Source organism: Acinetobacter sp. WCHAc060006, assembly GCF_004209135.1.
Taxonomy (GTDB): domain Bacteria; phylum Pseudomonadota; class Gammaproteobacteria; order Pseudomonadales; family Moraxellaceae; genus Acinetobacter; species Acinetobacter cumulans.
This window is the reverse complement of sequence record NZ_SGSS01000004.1, coordinates 1-17,005: the sequence shown is the minus strand read 5'-3', so window position 1 is coordinate 17,005 and position 17,005 is coordinate 1. Positions and strand designations below refer to the sequence as shown.

Here is a 17,005-nt window from a genome sequence, read left to right as displayed (position 1 = left end):
ATTAAAACAGTGTAAAATCACTGTTTTAATTGCATTTAATGCAACATTTTTTTGCACATCAATCGCGGAATACATCTCCCATGAATCATTTTGAGCTGTTCAATCTGCCCGCAGCACTCGATATCGATTTAGCAGCTTTAAAAGCGCAATTCCTGAGTTTGCAGCAACAATTCCATCCAGACAAAGCCGAAGATAAAGACCAAGCATTGATTCAATCTAGTGAAATCAACCAAGCTTATAAAGTCTTATCTCAAGTAGATAGTCGCGCAGCGTATTTACTCAGCCTAAAAAAACAAGACTATCATCTTGATCAATCCATCAGTGATTTTGAGTTTTTACAAGATGCAATGGAAATTCGTGAGCAACTGGACGATGCGCAAGGCTCAGAAGATCTAAAATCTTTACGTGTTGAAGTGCAACAATGGATGGATGGTTTAGTTCGCGAATTCAAAATTGACTACGCCGATGAAGATTGGGGCGAAGCTCGCGATACTGTTCGTAAGTTGCGCTTTTTCCAAAAAGTCATGGCTGATATCGAAAGAGCTGATGATCGCTTCTTAGATGATGACAGTTTTGATTTAGATGATGATTTTTAATTTTTTTATATTTAACGTTCAAAGGATGTAACACATGGCTCTCTTGCAAATTGCAGAACCTGGTCAATCAAGTGCACCGCATGAACACCGTATTGCAATTGGTATTGATTTAGGCACAACGCATTCTCTCGTTGCCTCTGTACTTTCAGGTAAAGCAAAAGTGCTACAAGACGAACACAGTCGCGTGTTACTTCCGTCTATTGTTCACTATGCTACAGATTCAACAGTGTATGGTGATGACGCCAAAGCATACTTAACGACAGATCCTAAAAATACGATTGTCTCTGTAAAACGCTTTATGGGGCGTTCAAAAGCGGATATTAAATTTCAACACCCTTATGCATTGGTGGGTGAAGACAATCAAATGCCTGCATTTGAAACAGCACAAGGTCGTAAAACACCTGTTGAAATTTCGGCAGAAATTTTAAAACAACTTAAAGACCGTGCTGAAGCAAGTTTACAAAATCCAATTAATGGCGCAGTAATTACTGTTCCAGCTTATTTTGATGAAGCACAACGCCAAGCAACACGTGATGCAGCACAACTTGCAGGCCTCAATGTTTTACGCTTACTTAACGAACCCACAGCCGCCGCTGTCGCTTATGGCCTAGATCAAGAATCAAACCTTGCGCAAGACCAAAACTATGTCATTTATGACTTAGGTGGTGGTACGTTCGACGTTTCAATTTTACGTTTTTCTCAAGGTGTATTTGAAGTACTTGCAACAGGTGGTCACACAGCCCTTGGTGGTGATGACTTAGACCGCTTGATTGTTAAATGGGCAAAAAAACAGCTAAATATTGATACACTTGATGATGCAGAATACGCACATTTTGTTGTTGCAGCACGCAAAGCAAAAGAAGCACTCACTGACGCACCATCAGCAGAACTGCAATTACTCGAACAAAAACTTGTACTTGACCGTGCTAACTTTGAAAGCATCATTCAAGTTGCGCTCGATAAAACGATGAGTGTTTGTAAACGCGTATTACGCGATGCCAAACTAGAACTTGACGATATTCACAGTGTGGTATTGGTGGGTGGTTCAACTCGTTCATACGCTGTACAAGATGCCGTACGTAATCTGTTCCAAAAAGAACCGCTATGTACCATCAACCCAGACGAAGTTGTAGCAATTGGTGCATCGATAACTGCCAATCAATTGATTGGTAACACCAAAGATGGCTCTTTACTGTTAGATGTAACCCCTCTTTCACTCGGCCTAGAAACCATGGGTGGTTTAGTAGAACGTTTAATTTCTCGTAATACTGCCATTCCAGTTGCACGTCGCCAAGAATTTACGACCTATCAAGATGGCCAAACCGCCATGTTGATTCATGTATTACAAGGTGAACGTGATTTGGTCGAACATTGCCGTAGCTTAGGTCGTTTTGTACTTCGTGGTATTCCACCAATGACTGCAGGTCAAGCACGCATTGAAGTGACTTTCCAAGTGGATGCAGATGGCCTACTCACTGTTTCTGCCAAAGAAGCTACATCGGGTGTACACGCTCAAATTGATATCAAGCCATCTTATGGTTTATCCGATACAGATACAGAGCGTCTACTTCTTGATGGTTTCAAGTTTGCTGAAGAAGATAAGCATCTGCGCCATTTGCATGAAACCAAGATTGAAGCACAACGCGAATTAGAAGCACTTACTCAAGCACTTAAAGTAGATCAACAGCTGTTAGCTACTCCTGACTTAGATGCACTTCTACTCGCAAAACAAGCACTAGAAACACAACTTGAATCAAATGAGATTCAAGCTATTGAACACGCCGTAGAACAGCTTAAAATACATAGTGATGCCTTTGCGGCTGCACGTATGAATCAACATATTGATACTGCGCTTAAAGGTACAAAGCTCGACGACTGGTCAAACTCAAATTAATTTACAGGTTAAGACTATGCCACGTATTAAAGTATTGCCTCATGCAACAATTTGCCCAAATGGCGCTGAGTTTGAAGTTGAGTCAAATGCAAACCTATGCCAAAGCCTTTTAGACAATGGCATTAAAATTGAACATGCTTGCGATATGTCTAAAGCATGTACAACTTGCCATGTTGTTGTTCGTAAAGGCTTTGATGGGCTTGAAGAAATGGATGACATTGAAGCCGACTTGCTCGACCGCGCTTGGGGCTTAGAGCCAGATTCACGCCTATCTTGCCAAGTTAAAATTGAAAATGATGATTTGGAAGTTGAAATTCCGAAATACACCATTAACCACGCATCTGAAAATCACTAAGTTATCGATAACTTAGTCACTTCAGAATCGCATAAAAAAGACCGCAAAAGCGGTCTTTTTTAGTTTAAGAATCTACCTATTTATTGTGTGATTTCAGACGAAATGAGCTCAGTGAACTCACACCATTCAACTATGGGTTTCTATTTTTTCAATTTCTTCAATCACTTCGTCTTCAAGATTGAGTTTCACAATCCCTTCTGAGTTTGTCATTTTTTGTTGTGTTTGAATTCGCTTGATCATTTTTTCAAGTACATGGATGAGCTCAGGATACTCAAAATTTTGTACTTCATCTAAATTTAACAGTAAATGGAAGCCTTTATATTCATAATCAAACCAGCGTTGATAATCCACTTTCTGCGAAGTATAACGCTCCATCACCTGCCATGTCCGTACTGGACCTTGAATCCCTTTCAAGTAAATTGGCGCTTTAGGTGCACAGAGATAATCATTTTTAATCAGCTTATGCGTATCGTCAGAAATTAAAATTTCATCGACTTCTGCTGCACTTTGTAAACGCGCCGCTAAGTTTGCATCACGCCCGACAATCGTATAAGCCATACGATGTGCTGCACCATAGTTCCCTACGTGGCAATAACCTGTAGAAATACCCATGCGGATATGCAACGGCGGATAACCCATTTTGATCCAGCGTTCACGAAGCAATTTCATTTGCTGACGCATAACCATCGCCATTTCCAAACATACTTTGGCATCTTGCTCCACACCTTGACTGTGTGGATCACCAAAGAAGATGAGAATTGCATCACCCATGAACTTATCGACAGTTGCTTCATATTGCTTCGCAATTTCAGTCATGTGACTTAAATAATCGTTGAGCAAGAAGGCTAAATCATCTGGGATCAGTGTTTCTGATAGTTCAGTAAAGCCTTGAATATCCGAAAAGAAAATGGTCATTTTCTTACGCTTATATTCAATTTTAGCTTCAGACTCGCCTTTCATAATCGATTGCCACAGTTGTACTGGCGCATAACGACTGAGCTGATTCGCAAACTCCATATAGCGGTTCATCTGATCATAATAATGATTCTTTTTGTTGGCCATATATTGAACTTGGGACATTTGGTAATAACTTCCCACGCCAAAATAAGTAATCAAACATAAGAAACCAACGACCGTCAGTTCACTACTGGTGTTGTCAAAGTACTCGTGAAAATCAAATATAAAGATGGTGCATAAATAGAAAACTGAAATCCCAATCAGACTGGCCAAAGACACCATCAAAAAGGAAATTTTGTTATTTATTGCTGTATACAGTAGTGCAAAAAGCGCTAAAAATGACAGCACCAAATTAAGATGTACTGCCGATAACATCACCGAAATAATAATAATATCGATGATAAAAAGCACATTCCGCTTAACTTTATTGTTAAAACGATAAATCAACCAATGCGAAAATTTTGGCGTAATTAAAAGTACAACAAGTAAGAAAAACGGAATGTAAATTTGATAATGCGTATCTGGTTGAGTGTAATGATAGACAATGGTCACCAATGACAGCATCAAGTATCCCATCAAGCGATGTAGATACTCGAACTGTCTTGGTTCTTTATTAATCCATTCGTCTAACAATGCCACTCAGTTACTCCTTGCGGACATAGATAGCCACATTTTCCTTAATTTAGAAATGTGGTGTTCAATCCATACGCCAATCAAATGGCATATCACCTTGACCACGCAATGCCAACATTAGGGTTTGACGCATGTGAGCAAGTACTTCATTGCTGTAAGGTACAGCTGGTGTGCCCCAAACTGGTTTAGGCCATGCCACATCATTTTGGTAACGTACAACATGATGGAAATGTAGTTGTGGAACCATATTACCTAATGCGGCCACGTTCATTTTATCTGCGCGAAATACGCGAGATAACTGGCTAGACAACCAGCTTGATTCACGTAGGAATTGTTCCTGGTCTGCTTGGCTCAGCTCATATAATTCTGTGATGCCTGGAACACGCGGTATAAGAATTAACCACGGAAATTGCATATCATTCATCAAACGACATGTTGACAGTGGAAAGTCGCCTACATAAAACGTATCTTGAGCAAGTTGTGGATGTAAACTAAACATATCTTTATAAATGATGCAAAAATTAGAATGATGGCTAATACTATCACATCCTATTGGGTGTGAAAATTATAGGCTATGTGTTTCAGTACAAATAACTTTGATTTGCTTTGAAGCAAGTCACATTTTTAACTTTAATAAATTTCTCCAAAAAATCAAGTATTTCTTTGTACATACAAATATCATACTCGCATTTTTTGAAGAATATTCATATAAATATTTTAATGTATCTGTGATCAATTTAGCTCTTTCAACAAACTGTCCAGTAAATCATTTATAAACTGGATGCGCTTTTCAAATTCCTCTAACATCACCATCACTTTTAAGCGTTGCCCACCTTCCATACGGAAGAAAGTCGGATGCTTTTGCATCATTTGAATAATGCTCATCGCTTGTACTGGCGTATCAGGCGCAAACTCAATATGCCCGCCATGTCCACCAATATCAATTTTGGTAATGCCTAACTGCTCTGCTTTCAAACGAACTTGATGTACTGCAAATAGTTGCTTAACTGGCTGAGGGGGAAGACCAAAGCGATCAATCAACTCCATACGAATATTATCCAGTTTTTCACGAGAGTCGGTGTTACTAATACGCTTATAAAACAATAAGCGCTGATGGACATCACCTAAATATTCATCCGGTATAAGTGCTGGCATGTGTAGGGAAATTTCAGCAGTAAGTGATAACGGTGCATCAAAGTTGGGGGTCTTACCTTTTTGAATGGCTTTGGTCGCTTTTTCTAGCATTTCCATATACAAGCTATAACCTATGGCTTGCATTGAACCACTCTGCTGTTCGCCCAATAATTCACCTGCACCACGGATTTCCAAATCCTCAGTGGCCAGCATAAAGCCCGCACCTAAATTAGCGGCACGACTAATGGCATCTAAACGCTTTTCAGCATCTCCCTTAAGGCCTTTAATCGAAGGCACCATTAAATAAGCATAAGCTTGATGATGCGAACGACCTACACGGCCACGTAATTGGTGTAATTGGGCTAAACCCAGCTTGTCTGCACGTTCAATTAAAATCGTATTGGCATTTGGAACATCAATACCTGTCTCAATAATGGTTGAGCACACTAATACGTTATATTCTTTATGATAGAACTGTTGCATGACCTGCTCCAATTCACGCTCACGCATTTGACCATGTGCAACTGCAACACGCGCTTCAGGAACCAAATTACGAATCGTCTCTGCACAGCGTTCAATCGTATCCACTTCATTATGCAGAAAATACACCTGACCACCGCGTAGCAATTCACGCAAAATCGCTTCTTTAATTGCATCATCTGTATGGTCTTGCACAAAAGTTTTTACCGCTAAACGTCGAGCAGGCGGCGTCGCAATAATAGATAAATCACGCATACCACTAAATGCCATATTCAGCGTTCTAGGAATTGGCGTAGCAGTCAGAGTCAGCATGTCTACATCTGCCCGCATTGCTTTGATGCGCTCTTTATCGCGCACCCCAAAACGGTGCTCTTCATCCACAATCATGAGCCCAAGTTGCTGGAATTGCACATTTTCTTGCAAAATTTTATGTGTACCAATCACAATATCAACTTTACCTTCGGCTAAGTCTTCTATAGTTTTAGTATGTGTTTTGGATGAACCAAAACGCGACAATACTTCTATTCGCACAGGCCAATCTGCAAAACGGTCTTTGAATGACTCATAATGCTGTTGAGCGAGCAATGTAGTCGGAACTAATACCGCAACTTGTTTGTTATTTTGAACCGCAACAAAAGCTGCCCGCATCGCCACTTCAGTTTTACCAAAACCGACGTCACCACAGACCAATCGATCCATAGGTTTTGCCAGTTGCATGTCATGTAGCGTTGCCTCAATTGCATTGGCCTGATCGAGTGTTTCTTCATAGGCAAAACCACTAGCAAACTGCATATACATACTGTGATCCAGCTCAAACCCAAAACCTGGCTTCGCTTGGCGACGTGCTTGAATATGGAGTAACTCGGCAGCTACATCATGTATTTGCTCTAATGCTTTACGTTTTGCTTTGCTCCACGTATCTGTTCCCAGCTTATGTAATGGTGCTAAATCTGGGTCACCACCACTATAACGGCTGATCAAATGGAGGTTAGTTACGGGCACATATACTTTGGCCGCATCGGCATAGTCTAGCTGTAAAAATTCATGGTCTTGATCATCGATACTAAGTGTAACCAGTCCTGCATAACGTCCAACACCATGATCAATATGTACAACAGGCGCACCAATATTCAGCTCAGTTAAGCTACGAATTAAAAACTCTTCAGAAACTTCTTGCTGGCGTTTACGTCGGCGTTGTACAACGCGATGCTCATACAGCTGATTTTCCGAAATCACACTGAGCTTATCTGTCAGTAATAAACCGCGTTCCAAAGGTGCATTGGTTATTGCGACAGCATGCATCGATGTCACAAAATCTTCAAAGCCTTCTACAGTTGGAATATTGCCAAGACTTGGGCGTAACGCATCCTTTAAAGTTTCACGTCGGCCTGCACTTTCTGCCACCAATAAAACAGGATGATTGGCATGGTCAATATAATTTTTAACTTCTGTAAAAGGCTTTTCACGTTTTGGATCTACAGCTAAACGCGGGGGAGCTTCTGCAATAATATTGACCACACCAGCTTTTTCATCAAACACATCTTGCGAAGCAATCACACGACCAAAGTGGTTGAGTTGTTCAAACACTTGATTAGGCGATAAAAAGAGATGCTCTGGCGCTAAAATAGGTTGATCTACATTATGTCGACGATCTTCATAACGACGTTGTACTTCAGTCCAAAATTGGATTAAGCCATCATCCAAATGCGAATCTGTAATGACAATGCCATTCTTTGGTAAATACGATGTTAGGCTAGATTGTGTCTGAATCGCTTCTGCACTAAAAAATAAAGGAAAATAAAACTCAAGCCCTGGTGATGCGATCCCGTCTAACACATCTTGATAGATTGGATTCTTCTTAGGATTAGCCGTTGGAAATTGTTCTGCATAACGATCACGAAATACGGCGCGACCTTCTTTTAATGGAAATTCTTTTGCAGGAAGTACAGTAAAGTTTTTTAAAGTTTCTGTGGTGCGCTGAGTTTCTGGATCAAAGAATTTGAGTGTATCGACATCATCATCAAATAAATCAATACGAATTGGGGAATTTTGCCCAGACGCATAAATATCCATAATACTGCCACGCACAGCAAACTCACCATGATCATAAACCGTATCGACCAAGTGATAGCCTGCTTGAACTAAGCGTGTTTTTTGTTTTTCTAAGTCAAATTTTTGACCGACTTGAATATCAAAATGCTCGCCTAAAACCCAAGAGCTTGGTGCAACTCGCTGCGCCAAGGTGGATGCTGAAATTAATAGCACCCCAGAATTTGGCATATTGGACAATATTGCTAAACGCTCTGAAACAATATCTTGATGTGGCGACAAGCGATCATAAGGGAGAATTTCCCAATCTGGGAAAATCGTTGGTTTTATGCCATAGAATTCAAGCTCGCTTTCCAACTGCCCCAAATGCTGATTATTACGCGCAACAATAACAAACAGTTGCTTATTATTCTGTTGTGCGATTTCTTTAAAAAGCAGACCCGTCGCAGAGCCCTGCAAATTGCCAATCCAGCGCTTTTCGCCTGCTTTAAGCTGTTTTAAATTAAGTTGAGTAATTTCTTGTTGGAACATGTATATAGCTTTAGCGTCTAAACAACATGGCTGTTATTTTAACACGATGCATTTCAACATGATGTGTTTTATCGCATTGCTTTACATGCCTTTACAACTGAATATAAGTCCGCTTTATCTTAGCGACCCTTTTTATTATGCTCGCGTAAAAAGTTACGATAGTATTCGCTAAGTAAGCGTATTAATTGTTTAAATTCCTGTAAGTTTTCGGCAGTGTTCCCAAGTTCAGTATTAAAGCTCTGACGGGCAATTTCCAAGTCAATTTTTTCATTAATAATCATGCCTGCATTGTAGACGGCAGCCAAATCATTAAATGAACTCACGCGACGATTAGAAAAGTAATTTAATCTTGCTGATAGCACTTCATTCAGCACCACGCCCGCAACTATATATCCCTGTGTTTCATCGTATTGTATTTGATGCTGTTCTTTAAAAAGTTGCTCTGCCGTAGGCTCAGAGCTTTTAAACAATGCAGTGAGTTTATTCAACATATTGGTTTGTCCAAGAATGACTTTTTGAATATTCTAAAATGTTTTAGGTACTAACGTGACCTAATGCCGATGATTTCTGCAATGAAAGCTTAGAAAACAACCAAGCTTTGAATTAAAGGCACGCTCGACTTAAGCTTCATTCAATAACTCAAACGCTGATAAAATTAAGATGCAAAAAAGCCACCACTTCATACATATTTAAAGTGATGGCCTGATAAATTTTAAACATCTTTCATAAATCTTTTTTTGATTTTTGAAAGAGCGCTATTAAATAGCTAAAGTGATACCATACATTTTCTATTACAGACTATATATAGCATATAGCAGTATTAAGAAACTGCAGCTAAATCAATGAGGCCAGATTCCACTTCGGACACTAAATTGTTAAATGCAAAAATTTCATCCAATTGTGCTTGGCTGAGTAAATTCCGCTCCAGCACCACTTGCTGAATGGTTTTATTTTCTGCAATACATTGCTTACCAATTTCATCACATTTAGCATGCCCCAAAATAGGGTCTAATAAAGTAACGATACCCACACTGCGCATGACTGCATCATAACAAGCCTGCTCATTCGCTTGAATGCCTTGAATACACTTCGTATCTAAGGTTTCAATTGCACGGCATAGCAAATCAATCGATTCATTCATAGATACAGCAATCACAGGCTCCATAACATTTAACTGCAACTGACCCGCTTCAGCCGCCATAGTGACAGCCAAATCATTGCCAATGACTTTAAAAGCAATTTGATTCACAACTTCTGGAATCACAGGATTAATTTTTGCAGGCATAATAGACGAGCCGGCTTGTAGCTCAGGCAACCGAATTTCTGCAAGACCTGTACGTGGTCCAGAACTGAGTAGGCGTAAATCATTACAAATTTTTGAAAGCTTAACTGCCAAACGCTTTAATGTACTCGACAATATAATAAATACACCGCAGTCACTGGTTGCTTCAACATAATCTTCTGCCCCAACCAGAGGCAAACCAGTAATCTTTTTAAGCGCTTGCACTGTTTCATGCGCATAGCCTTTAGGCGTATTTACCCCTGTACCAATGGCAGTAGCACCCAAGTTAATTTCTAACAATAACTGACGGGTATTATTAATTAACTTCATATCCTCTTTTAATAAAGTCGCAAAAGCACGAAATTCTTGCCCCAAAGTCATTGGAACAGCATCTTGCAATTGTGTACGCCCCATTTTCACCACATATTGGAACTCTTTTGCCTTGGCTTGAATACTCGCAACAATTTGCTGTAACACTGCCAATAATTGTTCTAACTGATAAAAAACAGCCAAACGCAAAGCTGTCGGATAGACATCATTGGTAGATTGCGATTTATTCACATGATCATTCGGGTGGATATGTGCATATTCACCTTTGTTAAAACCACATTTTTCCAAGGCAATGTTTGCAATGACTTCGTTGCAATTCATATTAATTGAAGTGCCTGCGCCACCTTGATAGACATCTAGTGGAAATGACGCGCTCCACTGCGCAGGTTGTTCAATCAATTGATCACATGCGAATTGAATTGCTTCACTCAGCTCATGACTGATTTTGGAAAATTTAAAGTTGGTTTGTGCGGATGCTTTTTTCACTTGCGCCAAAGCACGAATGAAAGGGAGATTTTCACCGACTTTGCTAGAAGAGATCTGGAAGTTTTCCAGCGCTCTTAATGTATGAATACCATAGTAGCTTTCTGCTGAAACTTCTTTTTGTCCCAACAAATCGTGCTCTATTCTTGTTTTAACTACCTGAACCATTGCCACAATAAATACTCTTCATGAAATGCACTAAAAGTGTGCAATTTCCATACTATAAGGATGGCTTAGTTAAACCACAGACGTTTTACTTCATTATGAAACATATTATTACAATTGTTTGTTTTAGGTAATCTATGTAAAGTTATGTAAATTAATTCTCATCCCTCTAAAACCTTTGCCTTTATTTTCAAAAATATAGCCAATTGATAAAAAATCAGCTCACAAAAATCGGCAGATTTAAACCCAAAATAACACGAGTGACGCATCAAAATAAAAAAATTCACCTTTATTCACTTTGTAACCAAAATCACAATAAGTTTCACAAAGTTATAATAAAACTCACCGAAATGTAACAGAGCGTAAATTTTAAATTGTGTTTGAATCAGCACCTCGGTGATATCGAGCAAAAATTCATCTTAGGAAAGATGGTTAATTGAACAGACAAAGGATGGCATAGCTATGAGCCAACTAAACCCTACGCTAATCACGTTTATGTTTTATATCGTGGCAATGATTGGCATTGGATTGTATGCATATAAGGCTACAACCAACTTTGACGATTATATTTTAGGTGGACGAAGCCTAGGTAGTGTCGTTACCGCACTTTCAGCTGGTGCTTCAGATATGAGTGGCTGGCTCTTAATGGGTTTACCTGGTGCAATTTACTTATCTGGTTTATCCGAGGCATGGATTGCGATTGGTCTTATTATTGGGGCTTGGCTAAACTGGCTTTTGGTGGCAGGTCGTCTTCGCGTACACACCGAAGTTCAGCATAATGCACTCACCCTACCTGATTATTTCACTAGTCGTTTTGGCGATTCAAAAAAGGTACTGCGGATTATTTCAGCCGTTGTTATTTTAATCTTTTTTGCAATTTACTGTGCTTCAGGCATGGTTGCTGGCGCCCGCCTATTTGAAAGCTTATTTGGCTGGAACTACACTACTGCTCTTTGGATTGGTGCTATCGCAACGATTAGTTATGTCTGTATTGGTGGATTTCTTGCCATTAGTTGGACCGATACCTTCCAAGCAGGCCTAATGATTTTTGCATTACTTCTTGCACCAATTATGACTTACATAGCCATTGGTGATAATGCAGCACATGTTGGTGCAATTGTAGAATCTGTGCGTCCACATGCGAATAATTTAATTTCAGATTTAAGTACCGTTGCTATTTTATCTTCTATGGCATGGGGCTTAGGTTACTTTGGCCAACCGCATATTTTAGTACGCTTTATGGCGGCTGACTCAGTAAAATCTATTCCTGCGGCACGTCGCATTGGTATGACATGGATGATTCTTTGCTTAGGTGGTGCAGTCGCAGTAGGCTATATCGGGATTGCTTACTTCCATGCAAATCCTGCGCTGTCCGCAATGGTCACTGCAAACCCTGAAACTATTTTCATGGAATTAACTAAAATCTTGTTTAACCCGTGGGTTGCAGGCGTGATTTTGGCTGCCATTTTAGCTGCCGTAATGAGTACATTAAGTTGTCAACTTTTAGTGTGCTCAAGCACCCTAACAGAAGATATTTATAAAGCCTTCATCCGCAAAAATGCCTCTCAAAATGAATTGGTTTGGGTCGGCCGCCTAATGGTCATTGCCATTGCAATTCTTGCAATTTTACTTGCGCTTAACCCAAATAGTAAGGTTTTAGGCTTAGTCGCTTATGCTTGGGCTGGGTTTGGTGCAGCTTTTGGTCCACTTATTATTTTGTCTTTGTTCTGGCGACGTATGACTATAAACGGTGCAATTGCAGGTATGGTTGTAGGTGCGGTAACGGTAATTGTGTGGAAAAACACGATGGCCGCGACAGGCATTTACGAAATTATTCCAGGATTTATCTTAGCAACTATCAGTATCATTGTATTTAGTTTACTCAGCAAAGCACCATCGAAAGACGTTACCGCTCGTTTCGATCAAGCCAATGATTTGTATGAAAAAGAAATGCAAGAGTTAAAAGCTGGAAAATAAAAACCGATACAAATTTAGGGGCTTCGGCCCCTTTTTTGTTCACTGTAAATTATGAAATTAAGATTTTTTAACAGGTTGTTTGATACTAATTTGGCTGGTTTCTTTAATCACTTCCATCACAGGATAGCTTCGAGTTTCTTTAACTCCTGGAAGTTGCCAAAGCACCTGCCCTGATATTTTTCGAAACTCTTCCATATTGGCACAGCGTATTTTCACTACGAAATCAAAACCACCGCTAATCATGTGGCATTCGACAATTTCTGAATAATGAATCACGGCATCGGAAAACTCTTCCAAAGCATTAGGCGTGGTTTTATCGAGTAAAATTTCTACAAACACCACAAAACTTTTGTTAAGCATGTCCGAATTAAGCTTTGCCTCATAGCCCAAGATATAACCATCTTTGGTGAGCTTTTGCACACGAGCCAAAGCGGCTGTAGGTGAAAGGTTGACTGCTTCAGCCAATTTAATATTTGATATTCGACCATCTTTTTGCAGAATATCCAATATTCTGATGTCTGTACGGTCTAATAGCATAATTGGGTTTGTCATCTGAATAATTCCCTAAAAATGACACCAAATATAGTGAGTTGTGCTGCATATTTTCTGTGATCATAAATTAAATCCAGTCCAATACTCAATTTAATTTTCTATGTCACAGGATGTTGACTAAAATGTTAGACGCAACTTCTCCTATCAGTACTGATCATTCTCAAACTGGTTATATTACTCACTTCACTTCAAAATCGGAATTTGAGCTTGAAATCAACGACGCTTGGCGTCGCTCAGAAAGTGAATGTGTTGAAAATTTATTGGCACATAGCCAAATTGATCAAGAACTTTCAGATCGAATTTATCAACTGGCTTTTGATTTGGCCCATAGTTTACGTGAGCACAAAGGCGAGTCTGGTAAAGCCGGCATTGTACAAGGCTTATTACAAGAGTTTTCCTTATCTTCGCAAGAAGGTATTGCACTCATGTGCCTTGCAGAAGCACTTTTGCGTATTCCAGACAAAGCAACACGTGACTTGTTAATTAAAGATAAAATTAACCAAGGTAACTGGAAAGATCACCTTGGGCAAAGTAACTTGATGTTTGTGAACGCTGCTGCTTGGGGACTCATGCTTACTGGTAAGCTAATGGAAACACCAAAAGCCAATAGCCTCTCAGGTATGCTGACCAGCCTTTTGGCACGTAGTGGCCGTGGCGTCATTCGTAAAGCTGTAGACGTTGCAATGCGCATGATGGGTGAGCAATTTGTTACAGGTGAAACCATTAATGAAGCCTTAAAAAATGCAGAAACACTTGAAGATAAGGGTTTCCGATATTCATACGACATGCTCGGTGAAGCAGCCCTAACCGATCATGATGCAGAACGCTACTATGATGATTATACCAATGCCATTCACGCCATTGGCAAAGCATCAGCAGATAAAAATGTGTATGACGGCCCAGGTATCTCCATTAAGCTTTCAGCATTACACCCACGCTACCAACGTTCGCAAATTGCCCGTGTACAAGATGAACTGTATGCCAAAGTTTTAAACCTTGCTGTATTGGCTAGAGAATATGACATTGGCTTAAATATTGATGCTGAAGAAACAGAGCGTTTAGAAATTTCATTACAAATGCTTGAACGCCTTTGCTTCGAACCAAAGCTGAACAATTGGAAAGGCATTGGTTTTGTGATTCAAGCCTACCAAAAACGCTGTTTCTATGTCGTTGACTATGTCATTGATCTTGCCAAACGTAGCCATAAACGCTTAATGATTCGTTTGGTTAAAGGTGCTTATTGGGACAGCGAAATTAAAAAAGCACAAATTGATGGTATGGATGAATACCCTGTATTTACCCGCAAAGTACATACCGATTTGTCTTATATTGCTTGTGCACGCAAACTTTTGGCAGCTCCTGATCAAATTTACCCACAATTTGCCACCCATAATGCGCAAACTTTAGCAATAATCTACCAATTGGCAGATCCTGCGAAATATTATGTGGGTCAATATGAATTCCAATGCTTACATGGCATGGGTGAACCACTCTACAAACAAGTTGTTGGTGATAAAAAAGACCATAAACTGGGTGTTCCTTGCCGTATTTATGCACCTGTTGGCAACCACGAAACTCTACTCGCGTACCTAGTTCGTCGCCTGTTAGAAAATGGCGCAAATACCTCTTTCGTGAATCGAATTGCAGACAAAACTTTAAAAATTGATGATTTGATTGAAAATCCACGTCAAACCATTGAACACTCAGCGAAACTTGAAGGCCAAGCTGGCTTAAAGCACCCTTCAATTCCTTACCCAATTCATCTGTATGGTACTGAGCGAAACAACTCGACTGGCTTAGACTTAGCCAATGACCGTGATTTATTGGCGCTCGATTTAACAGCCCAAGAACTTAGTAAAGTTGAATGGCAAGCATTACCAATGGGTGAAAACTTACATTCAGAAACTGAAAGCACTGCACTTCCGATCTTAAATCCTGCAAATCATCTAGATTTAGTTGGTCATGTAACAGAAGCCAGCTTAGAACAAGTCGATATTGCACTAAGTTCTGCAACTGCCGCTCAAGATGCTTGGAAAAACTTAGCGAAAAATGAACGCGCGGCATGTTTACAACGTGCAGCCGACAGCATGGAAGCGCAACTACAGCCACTAATGGTTTTACTGTGCCGTGAAAGTGGTAAAACCTATGCCAATGCCATTGCAGAAGTACGTGAAGCTGTAGATTTCTTGCGTTACTATGCAGCACAAATGGTGAACCTTGAACCTACAACACAAATTGAACCATTAGGCACAGTATTGTGTATTAGCCCGTGGAACTTCCCACTGGCAATTTTCAGTGGTCAAATCGCAGCGGCCTTAGTTACAGGTAATACCGTTATAGCAAAACCTGCCGAACAAACCCCATTGATTGCAGCACAAGCCGTGCAAATTTTATGGGATGCTGGTGTACCTAAAGCCGTATTACAACTGTTACCTGGCCGCGGTGAAACTGTCGGTGCGAAGTTAAGTGCAGATGCACGAATTAATGGCATCATGTTCACAGGTTCAACAGAAGTCGCACGTATTTTACAAAAAACTGTTGCTCAGCGTTTAAGCCTAACTGGCCAATCCGTTCCGTTAATTGCAGAAACAGGTGGCCAAAATGCCATGATCGTCGATTCATCTGCACTGACAGAACAAGTTGTGTTAGATGTGGTGAATTCTGCTTACGACAGTGCGGGTCAACGCTGTTCTGCACTTCGTGTACTGTGTGTACAAGAAGACAATGCTGAAACTGTGATCACCATGTTAAAAGGTGCAATGAAACAGCTTCAAGTGGGTCAACCTTATCTCTTAAGTACAGATATTGGCCCTGTGATTGATCGTGAAGCAAAAGGTATTATTGATCAGCATATTGCTAATATGCGTACCAAAGGTCATAAAGTTCATCAAATCATGCGTAATAATGACGAGACGGATTTACAGCAAGGCACTTTTGTACCACCTACCCTAATTGAGCTTCCAAATCTCGATGATTTAAAACGCGAAGTTTTTGGTCCTGTATTACACGTTATTACGTACAAATACGGCGAACTTGATCAACTACTCACGCAAATTAATGCTAAAGGTTATGGCCTCACCATGGGCTTACACACTCGTATTGATGAAACGATTCAAACCGTCATTTCACATGCAGAAGTCGGAAACCTTTACATTAACCGTAATATTGTTGGTGCAGTCGTAGGTGTACAACCTTTCGGTGGCGAAGGTCTTTCTGGAACTGGCCCAAAAGCTGGTGGTCCAATTTATGTGTACCGACTAATGCAACAGTGCAGCCAAAAACAGTTGGCAACACCATACGCGGTTGGCTCAGCTGAAAGTTTGCCAAATCAGCAAGAACTGTACGATGCATTTAAACTTTGGGCAGAAAAAACCTTCCCTCAATTTAAACTTCAGACTCCTGCTGCCTTTTGTGTAGGCCATAGTTATGAACTACAAGGTCCTACGGGTGAAAGTAACCAATATGTGGTACTACCTAGACATCGTGTACTAACAATAGCAGCTCAAGAACAGGATCAGATCCAACAGTTACTTGCGCTATTTAAAGTCGGATGCCAACCTGCTGTACTTCCAGATAATACTTTTATA

The 17,005-nt window shown here is 40.2% G+C and carries 11 protein-coding genes; 5 read left to right on the top strand and 6 right to left on the bottom strand.

Annotated elements, in window-relative coordinates:
• Window positions 1-80: 80 nt before the first annotated feature.
• Genes hscB through fdx form a run of 3 tightly spaced genes read left to right on the top strand, consistent with a single transcriptional unit; the run spans window position 81 to window position 2,845 of the window.
• Window positions 81-596, top strand: a complete 516-nt coding sequence (gene hscB, locus EXE29_RS03590) for a Fe-S protein assembly co-chaperone HscB (protein ID WP_106984773.1) — start codon at window positions 81-83, stop codon at window positions 594-596.
• Between the two features lie 34 nt (window positions 597-630).
• Window positions 631-2,490 carry a Fe-S protein assembly chaperone HscA gene (hscA, locus tag EXE29_RS03585; RefSeq protein WP_120363985.1) on the top strand — a complete coding sequence of 620 codons (1,860 nt, stop codon included), beginning with the start codon at window positions 631-633 and terminating at the stop codon, window positions 2,488-2,490.
• Between the two features lie 16 nt (window positions 2,491-2,506).
• Complete coding sequence (gene fdx / locus EXE29_RS03580) at window positions 2,507-2,845, top strand: ISC system 2Fe-2S type ferredoxin (RefSeq protein ID WP_106984775.1); 339 nt, start codon at window positions 2,507-2,509, stop codon at window positions 2,843-2,845.
• A gap of 126 nt (window positions 2,846-2,971) precedes the next feature.
• Here fdx and EXE29_RS03575 read toward each other — a convergent pair whose 3' ends face one another.
• From EXE29_RS03575 to aspA, 5 genes are all read right to left on the bottom strand, one after another.
• Window positions 2,972-4,378 carry an adenylate/guanylate cyclase domain-containing protein gene (locus tag EXE29_RS03575; protein ID WP_120363993.1) on the bottom strand — a complete coding sequence of 469 codons (1,407 nt, stop codon included), beginning with the start codon at window positions 4,376-4,378 and terminating at the stop codon, window positions 2,972-2,974.
• A gap of 121 nt (window positions 4,379-4,499) precedes the next feature.
• The gene (locus tag EXE29_RS03570) at window positions 4,500-4,934 is read right to left on the bottom strand and encodes an HIT domain-containing protein (RefSeq protein WP_106984776.1); all 435 of its coding nucleotides are present in this window, start codon (window positions 4,932-4,934) and stop codon (window positions 4,500-4,502) included.
• A 233-nt stretch (window positions 4,935-5,167) separates the two neighbouring features.
• Window positions 5,168-8,629, bottom strand: a complete 3,462-nt coding sequence (gene mfd / locus EXE29_RS03565; protein ID WP_120363986.1) for a transcription-repair coupling factor — start codon at window positions 8,627-8,629, stop codon at window positions 5,168-5,170.
• A gap of 119 nt (window positions 8,630-8,748) precedes the next feature.
• Window positions 8,749-9,120 (bottom strand): hypothetical protein, encoded by a 372-nt coding sequence (locus EXE29_RS03560; protein ID WP_120363987.1) that lies wholly within the window; start codon window positions 9,118-9,120, stop codon window positions 8,749-8,751.
• Between the two features lie 329 nt (window positions 9,121-9,449).
• On the bottom strand, window positions 9,450-10,892 hold the full coding sequence (gene aspA / locus EXE29_RS03555; RefSeq protein ID WP_120363988.1) for an aspartate ammonia-lyase: 1,443 nt from the start codon (window positions 10,890-10,892) through the stop codon (window positions 9,450-9,452).
• Window positions 10,893-11,351: 459 nt separating this feature from the next.
• Here aspA and putP point away from each other — a divergent pair, with 459 nt between their 5' ends.
• The gene (gene putP, locus EXE29_RS03550; protein ID WP_120363989.1) at window positions 11,352-12,866 is read left to right on the top strand and encodes a sodium/proline symporter PutP; all 1,515 of its coding nucleotides are present in this window, start codon (window positions 11,352-11,354) and stop codon (window positions 12,864-12,866) included.
• A gap of 57 nt (window positions 12,867-12,923) precedes the next feature.
• Here the strand turns inward: putP and EXE29_RS03545 are convergent, their stop codons facing one another.
• The gene (locus tag EXE29_RS03545) at window positions 12,924-13,418 is read right to left on the bottom strand and encodes an Lrp/AsnC ligand binding domain-containing protein (protein WP_106984781.1); all 495 of its coding nucleotides are present in this window, start codon (window positions 13,416-13,418) and stop codon (window positions 12,924-12,926) included.
• Window positions 13,419-13,540: 122 nt separating this feature from the next.
• On the opposite strand from EXE29_RS03545, the gene putA reads away from it, so the two are divergent.
• Window positions 13,541-17,005, top strand: a 3,465-nt coding sequence (putA, locus tag EXE29_RS03540; protein ID WP_120363990.1) for a trifunctional transcriptional regulator/proline dehydrogenase/L-glutamate gamma-semialdehyde dehydrogenase, incomplete at its 3' end; no start/stop codon positions are given.